General features: G+C 44.7%; 9 protein-coding genes and 1 riboswitch. Of the genes, 5 read left to right on the top strand and 4 right to left on the bottom strand.

Annotated features, from left to right (window positions below):
* Positions 1–27: 27 nt before the first annotated feature.
* The 3 genes from AB4209_RS01675 to torD all read right to left on the bottom strand — a co-directional run bounded on the left by AB4209_RS01675 (position 28) and on the right by torD (position 2,970).
* Positions 28–618 (bottom strand): TfoX/Sxy family DNA transformation protein, encoded by a 591-nt coding sequence (locus AB4209_RS01675; protein ID WP_019820997.1) that lies wholly within the window; start codon positions 616–618, stop codon positions 28–30.
* A gap of 127 nt (positions 619–745) precedes the next feature.
* A riboswitch (cyclic di-GMP riboswitch) is annotated at positions 746–831 on the bottom strand.
* 170 nt (positions 832–1,001) lie between these two features.
* Positions 1,002–2,006 (bottom strand): HTH-type transcriptional repressor PurR, encoded by a 1,005-nt coding sequence (gene purR, locus AB4209_RS01670; protein ID WP_017063507.1) that lies wholly within the window; start codon positions 2,004–2,006, stop codon positions 1,002–1,004.
* Positions 2,007–2,322: 316 nt separating this feature from the next.
* Positions 2,323–2,970 (bottom strand): molecular chaperone TorD, encoded by a 648-nt coding sequence (gene torD, locus AB4209_RS01665; protein WP_017062095.1) that lies wholly within the window; start codon positions 2,968–2,970, stop codon positions 2,323–2,325.
* Between the two features lie 285 nt (positions 2,971–3,255).
* Here torD and torR point away from each other — a divergent pair, with 285 nt between their 5' ends.
* A complete protein-coding gene (gene torR, locus AB4209_RS01660) occupies positions 3,256–3,969 on the top strand; it encodes a two-component system response regulator TorR (RefSeq protein ID WP_017062094.1) in 714 nt (237 codons plus the stop codon).
* A 157-nt stretch (positions 3,970–4,126) separates the two neighbouring features.
* On the opposite strand, the gene elyC is transcribed toward torR, so the two are convergent.
* Complete coding sequence (gene elyC, locus AB4209_RS01655; RefSeq protein WP_104216130.1) at positions 4,127–4,987, bottom strand: envelope biogenesis factor ElyC; 861 nt, start codon at positions 4,985–4,987, stop codon at positions 4,127–4,129.
* A gap of 115 nt (positions 4,988–5,102) precedes the next feature.
* Between elyC and cmoM the strand changes: the two genes are divergently transcribed.
* From cmoM to mukB, 4 genes are all read left to right on the top strand, one after another.
* Positions 5,103–5,888 carry a tRNA uridine 5-oxyacetic acid(34) methyltransferase CmoM gene (cmoM, locus tag AB4209_RS01650; RefSeq protein ID WP_372054623.1) on the top strand — a complete coding sequence of 262 codons (786 nt, stop codon included), beginning with the start codon at positions 5,103–5,105 and terminating at the stop codon, positions 5,886–5,888.
* Positions 5,889–6,013: 125 nt separating this feature from the next.
* The gene (gene mukF / locus AB4209_RS01645) at positions 6,014–7,351 is read left to right on the top strand and encodes a chromosome partition protein MukF (protein WP_017055049.1); all 1,338 of its coding nucleotides are present in this window, start codon (positions 6,014–6,016) and stop codon (positions 7,349–7,351) included.
* Entirely contained in the window at positions 7,332–8,138 is an 807-nt protein-coding gene (gene mukE / locus AB4209_RS01640; protein ID WP_372054621.1) for a chromosome partition protein MukE, read from the top strand. The genes mukF and mukE overlap by 20 nt, the downstream gene beginning before the upstream one ends.
* Positions 8,135–12,595 carry a chromosome partition protein MukB gene (mukB, locus tag AB4209_RS01635; protein ID WP_372054619.1) on the top strand — a complete coding sequence of 1,487 codons (4,461 nt, stop codon included), beginning with the start codon at positions 8,135–8,137 and terminating at the stop codon, positions 12,593–12,595. Before mukE ends, mukB begins: the two co-directional genes overlap by 4 nt.
* Positions 12,596–12,669: the final 74 nt, after the last annotated feature.

Below are 12,669 nucleotides of genomic sequence, written 5' to 3'. Positions count from 1 at the left end.
TTATGTATATAGATTGCACTGACAATGTTAATTGACGCGATTGATAAGCTCTTCGCGACGTTGCTGCGGTATAACAGACCAATGTGTACCATTGATCGCGCCTTCTAGCGCCCAAAGTAGTTCAATACTGACGGAAGACGCATGCGATTCTTTGATGGCGTTAAATGCGTTTACAGAGCCAGATTCATATAAACGTTCGACAGAATCGATCCCTGCCTTTTTCAACATACGCTCGGTAGCGAGTCGAAGATTAGGCAGATCTTTGAGTCGGGTCGGCTTAGCAGAAGACTGCTCAGCTTTTTCTTCTTTAGCAAAACCCAGAGACGTCGTTGCAAGCTGCAAGATTTTCTCTTGGTCTTGCCACAGGCCTTCAGGTAAAGCGAAATATTTAGTAACGACAGGGAAACCACGTTTTTTGTAGACGTACGGTTGAAACCCTTGTTGTTCGAATTGTTTCGTTGTGCCTTTGTCTGCGCGTATGTGCAACTGGTCATTTACAACCAGAGCAAACATAGTGTCATCAGCAAAAAGACCGAAGCCACCAAACATTGAGCGTGATTTTATTTTTCCTAGGGACTCAAATAACTTCATCGAGTCCTTTAGTATCGGTTTATCCATGTTATTTATCTCGGTGTATTTGAACTACGCCACCAAATAAGCAGGTCCGAGAGATTAGCAAAATGTTGCAATTAAATTGTCAATAAGCCGTAAATTACTAAATTATTAGTAGTTACTGCATTTTGCCATCGGTAACCCCGCTACCATACCAACGAGTGGTTTAGGCCGGAAGCTTTGCGTCTCACTCTTTCGAGTGGTTTGCCCTGTGCGTGACTGATTGAATAGAATAAAGTTTTTGTTGGATGAAGCTCACACTTGATATTTCAAAATGTGATACTGCTTCAATTAATGATCTTTCCGTTGTGCATCTGGGTTCATTATAGTTGCTGATAAAAAAAGCGCACCTAAAGGTGCGCTTGATGAAATTAAACTCGAATTATCAATTAATTTAACGTCTTAACTGTACTTCGTTCAACAATTTCAGGGTGCATTTCGAAGACGCGTTTTTCGTGGTCTTTGTCTTTGATGCGCTCCAATAGAATTTCGAATGCATTCTTACCAACACGACGTTTTGGTTGGTGAACTGTCGTTAACGGCGGAGAGAAGTATTCAGCGAGTTCGATGTTGTCGTAACCGATCACTGAGATATCTTCAGGAATGCGGATGCCTTTTTCTTGCAGTCGGCTCATTAAGCCGAGTGCCATTGTGTCGTTAAAGCAGAATACCGCCGTTGGACGATCTTCCATCTCAACGATTTGTTCTGCAGCAAGAACAGCCGTATCACACTCGAAGTTGCCTTCGATGATCATATTGTCATCGGCAGAAATTTTAGCTTCGTTAAGTGCGCGCTTGTAACCGGCAATACGTTCAACACATGCTGCTTTGTCTAAGTGGCCACTTAAACATGCAATCTTAGAGTGACCGCGTTCAATAAGGTATTTGGTCGCTAGGTAGCCACCTTCTTCAGAGTTATCGATGATCTTATCAGCTTGAGAACTCTCTGGGCCCCAGTCCATAATAACTTTAGGGATGTCAGCGTGACGGTCTAACATCTCTCTTAGTTCTTCAGTTAGGTCAGAACACATAACTAAGATGCCATCTACACGTTTCTCTGCAAGCATTCGAATGTAGTCACGTTGCTTCTCATAGATACCGCCCGTATTACACAGGATCAAAGTGTAACCTTGACGGTAGCAGTAGCTCTCAACACCATCGATAACTTCAGAGAAGAATAGATTAGTTGATTGAGTCACTAGCATGCCGATGGTGCGTGTTGTATTACACTTCAAGCTACGAGCAACAGCACTTGGTGCATAGTTCAGTTCATCTACGGCTTTGTTTACTTTTTCTTGCGTTGCTTCTGCAACAAAGCGAGTTTTATTGATTACGTGAGAAACGGTTGTTGTTGATACGCCGGCTAAGCGAGCGACATCTTTTATAGTGGCCATGGTTTTATCCTATTAGAAGCTACTTTCCCAAAGTACGGAATAAAGTAGCCGTTAAGCTACCTAACTAAGAGCTTAAATTTGTAGGGCTCTTTGGGTACTAAAAGTGCTAAAAAACAAAAAACCGCTATTGAGCGGCTTGTCTTAACACCGAAATGCTCAAAACTATAATAAGCATAGCATTTCGTGAATGTTTCATATTTTATCGTTTGCGGTCACAATTTTAGACTGACTAGAAATTACTCGCAATAAAATTCACCCGGAAATCCGGGTGAATTGTCACATTCTTCTGAATTTATTTAACGAGTCATCCAATAAGCTATTCACCAGCTAAATATTGAGTGTCTAATTGACAGAATGCGAGTAGCAACGATGAGACGGAGGCGTAGAAACCGAATTCATCAACGTCATGACATTTCACGTTGAACTTTGGTAACCAAGTCAGCAGTTGTTGTTCGATAAACTGCTGTTGAGCGGCAAATGAATTCTCTAGTTCTTCTTCAATATTCGTTTCGTTTGAACGAATGATCAAGTTACCAAGGAAATCGAGTTCGATAGCAATGTGGTCTGCTGGCTCTTTTAGATCTTGGTTCACAACTAAGTTGTGCTTAGCCATGATCTCTTCCATATCTTTTGCTGGCTTATCATTCAAAAGGCCAGTTTCGCCGATATACATTGAAGCGTAAGGAAGAGCGCCGTGCTTATCTGTCTTTAAGAAAAGATCGCAAAAGTCTGCAGACAGTTCTAGCTGAGCATCTTCACGAGTTTGTAGGCGGTTCAGCGCATCCACTAACTTATCAATCGCTGGCTTTAGTGTCTCATTTTCGCCTAAACCAGTTAGGAAAGAACGAATTTCAACAGAGTGGTAGTGATCGAGTTCTTCTTGAGTGAGCTCTTTGGCAAATAAGCTTGATAGCCACCAGTATATTTCTGCTCTTTGCTCGTTGAACGCTTTCGTATCTTTCATTTGTTAGATCCTGACTTAGTCTTGTGATGTTGCTTATATGCATCTTGAAGTCACTTGGGCATAAGCACACCAAGGCTGAATAACAAGGTTATTTGCGAAACGCAAAGTTACTCGTTAGTAGTAATGCCTATATTGAATTGCGATGGACGATAAATAGCAAGGTTTAAGATTGTCTTGTATCAAAAAAAATCCATGTTTCTGGCTTTTATCTTCTGTACCACTAGAATTGTTACTAGTTATGAATAGAATAGTCACTGAAACTATTAAATAAGAAAAGTGGTGTAGATGAGCTATCACGTATTAGTCGTAGAAGATGATGTGGTAACCCGCAGTAAACTGGTTGGATACTTCCAGAACGAGGGTTACACAGTGAGCGAAGCAGAAAGCGGCGCTCAAATGAGAAACGTGTTAGAAGAAAACAACGTTGACCTCATTATGCTGGACATCAACTTACCAGGCGAAGATGGATTGATGCTAACTCGCGAATTACGCAGTCAATCAGACATTGGAATTATTTTAGTTACTGGACGCACGGATAGCATCGACAAAATCGTTGGCCTTGAAATGGGCGCTGACGATTACGTTACTAAACCCTTCGAACTTCGCGAGTTATTAGTTCGAGTTAAAAACCTACTTTGGCGTATTTCTGCTGCTCGTAAAACAGCAGCGGGCGCAGTCGAAGAAATATCAGATGAGTCTGTGGTTCGTTTTGGTGAGTGGACATTTGATATCCCTCGTCGTGCGTTAAGCAAAAACGGCGAACCGGTGAAATTGACCAAAGCAGAATACGAACTGCTAGTGGCATTGTCTTCTTACCCTAACCAAGTATTAAGCCGCGAACGTATTTTGAATATGATTAGCCACCGAGTGGACGCGCCTAATGACCGTACTATCGACGTATTGATTCGTCGTATGCGTGCAAAAATGGAGTTTGATCCTAAGAACCCACAAATTTTTGTGACGGTTCACGGTGAAGGTTACATGTTCGCTGGTGATTGATTTCCTTCGGAAGTGATTAATCAACAACGACATTTAAACGTAAAAAGCCGAGACACCATTGATGTCTCGGCTTTTTTATTGCTTAGCTTTCATTGTTAACGAACAGAGAACCTAAAAATACTTGCCGACTCAGTCTGCTCAGTATGAGTTTAAAGATTCAATTGGCTTCCTGAGGCTGAGCCGCAGAAACTTCACCGTCATCTTCAACTAAGCTGGAAGCTTCTGGAATCACCGGCTCTTCAACAATGTCATTGCTTGTATCAAGCCAATCACGTAAATCTTGCCAAACTAATCCCATGGTTTCGTGCCAGTAACGCTCAGTCTGCTCAAGGTAGAGAGCTTTTGGCATGTACTTATTCCAAGGCTCAACAACGCCTTCTTGTGCAAGGTAGTTGGTTGGTGCAGGCAGTGGTTTCATACCAGCTGCATGGAATTCATTGAGTGCACGAGTCATATGGCTCGCTGAAGTCACCAGAACCATTTTTTTATTCTTAACGAACGCAGCGGCTTGGCGAGCTTCTTCCCAGGTGTCTTTTGCGGTTTCAAGCAGAATGATGTCGGGCTTTGCTACGCCAAGTGCTAATGCAACTTTAGCCATCATTCTTGCGTTACTGACTTCAGTGCCTGCGCCATAGCCAGACAAAATGAGTTTTGCACCAGGGTAAAGGCGTAGAATACGAATCCCTTCACTTAAACGCATCAGGCCGGTGCGGCTAAGTTCTGATGTCGGTGGAATATGGTCGTCTACGACGTGACCACTTCCGAGAACCATTACGTAATCGACGGTTTCATCGACAGGTAAAAAAGCGGTGTGTTGCCTTTCCATTGGCATTAAAAGTTGACTAGAAACTGGTTGGAAAGCGATTAGGAAAATACCACATAGGGCTGAAAGGGTGATTAAGCAACCCGTCTTCCTTTTGGTAGTAAACATCACTAGGGCTAAACCCAGAAAAGCGAGAATTAACATTGCTGGCAGTGGCATCAATAGCGAAGACACTACTTTTTTCAGCTCAAACATATCCGAATAGTCCGAAAAAACATCACTTAGTAGTAAAAAGAGACATCGCCTCTTTATTCCTGGAATTCCTGTGACAGAATAGCAGGCACGATAGGACATAATAACTCAAGTAGCCGTGACTGAAGACCGTAATTTCGACGATATTGCCCACAAATTTGCAAAAAATATTTACGGCTCTGACAAAGGAGAGATCCGTCAGATCATCGTATGGGAAGATTTAGAACAAGCTTTGAGCAAGTTTGAGCAATCAGCTTCTCCGCTGCATGTGCTTGATGCTGGAGGCGGCCTTGCACAGATGTCGCAAAAAATTGCGTCGCTTGGGCATAACGTTTCTCTGTGTGATCTCTCTTCTGAAATGCTGAAGCTCGCAGAAGAAAGTATCAGCGAAACGGGTTTGCTAGAGCAATATCGATTTATTCATTCACCAGTACAAAAAGTCGCAGAACATCTAGATGAGAAAGTCGATTTTGTGATGTTTCATGCCGTAATGGAATGGTTAGCCGATCCTAAAGAGGCGCTTGATTTATTGCTTGAACAAGTTAAGCCAGGTGGTGTTGCCTCGATAATGTTTTACAACCACCACGGATTAGTCCTGAAAAATGTGATTTGTGGCAACATTCCTCATGTATTGAATGGGATGCCACATCGAAAACGGTTTAAGCTGCAACCACAAAAAGGCTTGAAGCCGGAAGAGGTTTATCAATGGATAGAAGACGCTGGTCTAGAAATCTGTGGTAAATCAGGCATTCGCTCTTTCAGTGACTACATAGGTAATATGGAGTACATGGGCGATTACCAATTTGAAGATGTATTGGAACTGGAAAAACAGCTATGTCGCCAAGAGCCATATCTGTCACTAGGCCGTTATATTCACGTTTGGGCTCAAAAACCTGCGCAATAACAGCGGTGAATGTGGTAAAAGAAGCCACAACATGCGCTATGCAATCGTAAGAAGCCCGCGTCATAAAGAAATAGGCGTCATATCTAATACATTCGATATGACGAAGAACAGTAACAGGAACCACAATGAGTGAAATGACTCAAACTGCCGAAGAGCAGCCAATTGATGAGTTGGTGGGCTGGGTCAAGCAGCATGATTTTTCATTAAACTTGCCACCAGAGCGCTTAGCATTTTTGATTGCTATCGCAGTACTAAGCAATGAAAGGTTCGATGAAGAGTTGGGCGAGGGTGAACTGCACGATGCATTTACCATCGTCACTCGACTGTTTGAAGATACTGGCGAAGCGTCCGCGTTTCGTGCCAACAATGCCATCAACGAGTTAGTTAAACAGAAGTTGATTAGCCGCTTTACCAGCGAAATCACCGATGGTGCGAGTATTTATCGCTTATCACCATTGGCGATTGGTATTTCAGATTATTATTTACGCCACCGTCAGTTCTCTAAGTTGAAACTGTCTATCCAGCTTTCTATGGTTGCGGACGAGATGGCAAAAGCCATTGAAGCAGCACAAAAAGGCGGAACTCCAGGACATTGGAGAAAGAATGTTTACGGCGTGCTCAAGTATTCTGTTGGTGAAATTTTCGATCAGATTGATCTTAACCAACGTGTTATGGATGAGCAGCAGCAAACCGTTAAACAGCAAATTGCCGACCTTTTAAACAAGGATTGGCGAGAGGCGATTAACAACTGTGAAACCTTGCTTTCAGAAACCTCGTCCACACTAAAAGAATTGCAAGACACCTTGCAAGCGGCGGGGGATGAACTGCAAACACAGATCCTCGATATTCAAGAAATTGTTTACGGTGACGATGAACTCGAGTTCGTTGGCGAAACCCTGTTCGGCTTGCAGATGAAGCTAGACCGAATCACCAGTTGGGGCCAACAAGCCATCGATTTATGGATCGGCTACGACCGCCATGTTCACAAGTTCATCCGTACCGCGATTGATATGGATAAAAACCGCGCCTTTAGCCAGCGCTTGCGTCAGTCAGTCACTGACTACTTTGATGCGCCTTGGTTATTGACCTACGCCGATGCTGAGAAGCTGACGGATCTTCGTGATGAAGCGCTCGTGCTTCGTGATGACGAAGTGATGGGACAAGCACCAATCGACGTAGAGTACGAAGAATTTGAGCAAGTAAATGACCTGCTTTCAGATCGAATTGCAGAGATGTTAAAAGCTCACAAACAGCAAGGCGCGCCAATTGATCTTGGCCTTGTGTTACGCGATTACCTCGCTGCACACCCTCGCACACACCATTTTGATTTAGCCAGAATTGTTGTCGACCAAGCCGTGCGCTTAGGTTACTCAGAGTCTGATTATCAGGCTATTCAGCCAGATTGGCAGGCAATCAACGATTTCGGTGCAAAGGTACAAGCAAATGTCATTAACAAGTACTGATGATTACATGCCAGAGAAACTGGTAAAAGCGATAGCGAACCCACTGTTCCCTGCGCTAGACAGCATGCTGCGTTCAGGTAAGCATGTTTCAACAGAAGACCTAGATAACCACGCGTTACTGTCTGATTTTGAAATTGAGCTTCAGCATTTCTACCAACGCTACAATACGGAACTGGTAAAAGCACCGGAAGGTTTCTTCTACCTGCGTCCACGTTCTACGTCTCTGATTGGTCGTAGTGTTTTGTCTGAGCTAGACATGCTTGTTGGCAAGGTGTTGTGTTTCTTATACCTAAGCCCAGAACGTCTTGCTCATGAAGGTATCTTCACCAACCAAGAACTGTTTGATGAATTGATGTCGTTAGCGGATGAGAAAAAGCTCATGAAGCTAGCAACCAACCGTGCATCTGGTTCTGATTTAGACAAAGAAAAGCTGTTTGAAAAAGTGCGTACTTCTCTACGTCGCTTACGCCGTATCGGCATGTTGATTGCAATTGGCGAAACCGGCAAGTTCCGCATCAGTGAAGCGGTATTCCGTTTTGGCGCTGACGTTCGTGTTGGTGACGATATGAAAGAAGCGCAATTACGTCTTATTCGTGATGGTGAAGCTGTGGTGCATACTCAAGAGCCTAACCAAGGCAGCTTGTTGAATGAAGAACAAGCGGAAGCCACATCAGAAGTAGATGCAGACGTAGACGAAAACGGTCAACAAGACATTTTTAACGATCAAGCTGACTTTGACCTTGAGTCAAATGCTGGCGAACAAACAAAAGTAGAAGGTGAAGCATGATTGAAAGAGGTAAGTATCAATCATTAACCATGGTCAACTGGAACGGCTTCTTTGCGCGTACTTTTGATATTGATGGATTGGTTACAACGCTTTCTGGCGGTAACGGTGCGGGTAAGTCGACCACAATGGCGGCATTCATCACAGCACTGATCCCTGACCAAAGCCTTCTGCATTTCCGTAACACAACGGAAGCGGGTAGCTCACAGTCATCTCGTGATAAAGGCCTTTACGGTAAGCTTCAGCCAGGCGCATGTTATGCCGCACTAGATGTTGTGAACTCTCGTAATCAGCGTCTATTGTTTGCAGTAAAACTGCAGCAAGTCGCGGGTCGTGATAAGAAAGTCGACATTAAACCGTTCGTTATCCAAGGCCTTCCAAGCCATGTGAAACCAACGGATGTGTTGATTCAGAACGTTTCAGACAGCCATGCGCGTGTATGTCAGTTGAACGATGTGAAAGCGGCGGTTGCACAATACGAAGGCTCGCATTTTAAGGCCTTCTCTTCGATTGTTGATTACCACTCGCAAATGTTTGAATACGGTGTGGTACCGAAGAAACTGCGTAACAGCAGCGACCGTTCTAAGTTCTACCGCCTAATTGAAGCATCACTTTACGGTGGTATCTCAAGTGCGATTACGCGTTCTCTGCGTGATTACCTGTTACCGCAAAATGGTGGTGTGAAGAAAGCGTTCCAAGACATGGAATCAGCACTACGCGAAAACCGCATGACGCTAGAAGCGATCAAGACGACTCAGTCGGATCGTGACCTGTTCAAGCACTTGATCACTGAATCTACGAACTACGTGGCTGCGGACTACATGCGTCATGCAAACGATCGTCGTAACAAGTTAGATCAAACCATGAAGTTCCGTGGTGAACTGTTCGGTTCTCGTGAAACCTTGCTTGATCAAAACAATTTGTTGAATCGCGTTCAAGAAGAACTAGAACTACTTGTCGATCAAGAATCGGCACTAGAGCAAGATTACCAAGCGGCATCGGATCATCTTCAGTTGGTTCAAACTGCACTTCGTCAGCAAGAAAAAATTGCTCGCTACAGCGAAGATCTAGAAGAGCTGAATGAGCGTCTAGAAGAGCAGATTATGGTGGTTGAAGAAGCTCAAGAGCGAGTACTTCTTGCTGAAGAGCAGGCAACCATCACTGAAGAAGAAGTGGATAGCCTGAAAACTCAGCTTGCTGACTACCAACAAGCGTTGGATGTTCAGCAAACGCGTGCACTTCAATACCAGCAAGCGGTTCAAGCATTAGAGAAAACTAAGCAGTTGCTTGGTGATGAATCTATTACGGCAGAAAGCGCACTAACTCTGGTTTCAGAGCTAAAAGCACAAGAAGAATCAAGCACTCAAACGCTACTGTCGACGAAGCATAAACTAGACATGTCTTCTGCTGCTTCTGCACAGTTCGACAAAGCGCTCGCTCTTGTTAAAAGTATTATCGGTGACGTTGAGCGTAAAGAAGCGTCTAGCAGCGCTAAGCAAGCTTTAGAAAAAGGCCGTAACGCAAAACACGTTGTTGAAAATGAACAGCAGTGGCGTGCTCAGCACCGTGACATGGCTCGTGATGTGGCGCAGCAGCGTCAAGCAAAAGAGCTTGCGACTGAATACCAAAAGCAACACAACATCTCACTGACTGACGAAGCGGTTTTCGATGAAGAACGTGAACGCCATGCAATGCAGATCGAGTCTCTTGAGTACGCTCAAGAAGAGCTGCGTGAAGCGAAGAGTGAGCAACGTCGTGTGCAACAAAACCACGACCAAGAGATTCAAAAACTTGAGTCTATTGCCCCTGCGTGGATCACGGCGAACGATGCACTTGAAGCCCTAAGGGATCAAACAGACGCTGAGCTAGAAGATAGCCAAGCAGTAATGACTCAAATGCAGCAAGTGCTTGAAGACGAAAAGTCTCAAGCGGTCGCGAAAGATCAATTGGCGACGCGCCGTTCTGAACTTGAGCAAGAGATTGAACGTTTAGCTTCTCCGGGTGGCTCTAACGATCCTCGTTTGAAAGGTTTAGCGGATACGCTTGGTGGCGTGCTGCTTTCTGAGATCTACGACGACATTACCATTGGTGATGCGCCATATTTCAGTGCGATGTACGGCCCGGCTCGTCATGCGATTGTGGTCTCTGATCTTGATGGTATTAAAGAGAAGCTGGTGGATCTTGATGATTGTCCAGATGACCTTTACATCCTTGAAGGCGATGTCGATGCATTTGATGACAGCTCATTCAATGCTGATGAGTTAGAGGGCGCGGTGTGTGTTCAGCTGAACGATCGCCAAATGCGTTACTCTCGTTTCCCTGAGATTCCTCTGTTTGGCCGTGCGGCTCGTGAACAACGATTAGAGAAATTGCGTGAAGAGCGTGATGTTGTTGTGGAAAACCACGCGAAAGCGGCGTTTGATGCACAAAAGCTGAATCGCCTATACCAAGCATTCAATAGCTTTGTTGCTAAGCACCTACACGTTGCATTTAACGCTGACCCTGAACAGGCACTAGTGTCTATTCGTGACAAGCGTAACCAGATTGTACGTTCTTTGGCTGAATTAAATTCTAAAGAGCAACAGCAACGTAGTCAGCTACAACAGAGTAAACAAGCGTTGGGTGCGCTAGACAAATTAGCACCAATGGTTCGTATTTTAGAAGACGAAACATTGGCTGAACGCCTAGCTGAATTAGAAGCGCAACTAGAGCGCTTGAGCGAAGCTAAGTCGTACTTGAACAACCATGGCAAAGCACTTGCTTCGTTAGAGCAGATTGTTTCTGCACTAGACGCAGACCCTGAACAGTTCGAGACACTAGAAGCGCAATATCAACAAGCCGACCAAGCTCTACAAAGCTTGAAAGGCAAAGTGTTTGCTCTGTCTGACTTAATCGAACGTCGTCACTACTTTGCTTACGCGGATTCTGTTGATCTTCTAAACAAGAGCAGCGAACTGAGCGAGCAATTGAAAGCGAAGTTGGTTCAAGCAGAACAAGCAAGAACCAAAGGCCGTGGTGGCTTGAAGCAAGCTCGCGAACAGATGAACCAATACAACCAAGTATTGGCAGCACTGAAGAGCTCACATCAAGCGAAGCAAGAAACGGTTCAAGAGTTCAAACAAGAGCTGCAAGAGTTTGGTGTCAATGCTGATGAAGGCGCTGAAGAACGTGCTGTACGTCGTCGTGACGAGCTTCAAGAGCGTTTGCACACATCTCGCAGCCGTAAGAGTGAATACGAGCGTACCATTACGTCAACTGAACTTGAGATGAAAGCCTTGGCTAAGCGTCTTAAGAAAGTTCAGAAAGAGTACACAGAGCTTCGTACCTTCGTTGTTGCAGCAAAAGCAGGCTGGTGTTCAGTACTTCGCTTAGCTCGTGAGAATGACGTTGAACGTCGTCTACACAAACGTGAACTGGCTTATCTAACGGCGGGCGAGCTTCGCTCCATGTCGGATAAATCACTGGGTGCGCTGCGTCTGGCTGTAGCCGACAATGACGACCTGCGTGATTCGCTGCGTCTATCTGAAGACAATGCACATCCAGAGCGTAAAGTTCTGTTCTACATTGCGGTTTACCAACATCTTCGTGAGCGTATTCGCCAAGACATCATTCATACGGATGATCCGGTTGAAGCAATCGAAGAGATGGAAGTGGAGCTAGCTCGACTAACAGAAGAATTGACGCAGCGTGAAAATCGCCTGGCAATCAGCTCTGAGTCAGTAGCAAGCATCATCAAGAAAACGATTCAGCGCGAGCAGAACCGTATTCGAATGCTGAACCAAGGTTTGTCTAACATTTACTTTGGTCAGGTTAAAGGCGTACGTCTGAACGTCAAGATCCGTGAAAGCCACGAGATCTTGCTATCAGGGCTAGCGACCCAACAAGATCAACACAAAGACTTGTTTGAATCAACGCGCTTTACCTTCTCTGAAGCGATGGCGAAACTGTTCCAACGTGTGAACCCACATATCGATATGGGTCAACGTTCTCCACAAGTTCTTGGTGAAGAGCTACTGGATTACCGTAACTACCTAGAGCTGAGTGTTGAAGTTAACCGTGGTTCAGACGGTTGGTTACAAGCTGAATCGGGCGCATTGTCTACGGGTGAGGCGATCGGTACGGGTCAGTCAATCCTATTGATGGTTATTCAGAGCTGGGAAGAGGAATCTCGTCGACTTCGCAGTAAAGACATCGTTCCATGTCGTTTGTTGTTCCTTGATGAAGCAGCACGTTTGGATTCTAAGTCGATCTCTACGCTGTTTGAACTGTGTGACCGTTTGGGTATGCAACTTCTGATTGCAGCACCTGAAAACATTAGCCCAGAGAAAGGTACAACCTACAAACTGGTTCGTAAGGTCTTCAAAGACCACGAACACGTACATGTTGTTGGCCTGCGAGGTTTTGCTCAAAACAAACCGGCATCTCCTGTGCAAGAGCTTATCGAAGAAACTGAGCAATAACTTTGATAGCGCAGCTATAAGCTCGAAAGTGACTCAATGATATTTGTTCAAAGCCCCTAATCATTAGGGGCTTT

The organism is Vibrio sp. 10N.286.48.C11, assembly GCF_041469805.1.
GTDB classification, from domain to species: Bacteria; Pseudomonadota; Gammaproteobacteria; order Enterobacterales; family Vibrionaceae; genus Vibrio; species Vibrio crassostreae_C.
Note: the sequence above shows the minus strand (reverse complement) of the source record. Positions and strands in the feature narration are given on the sequence as shown.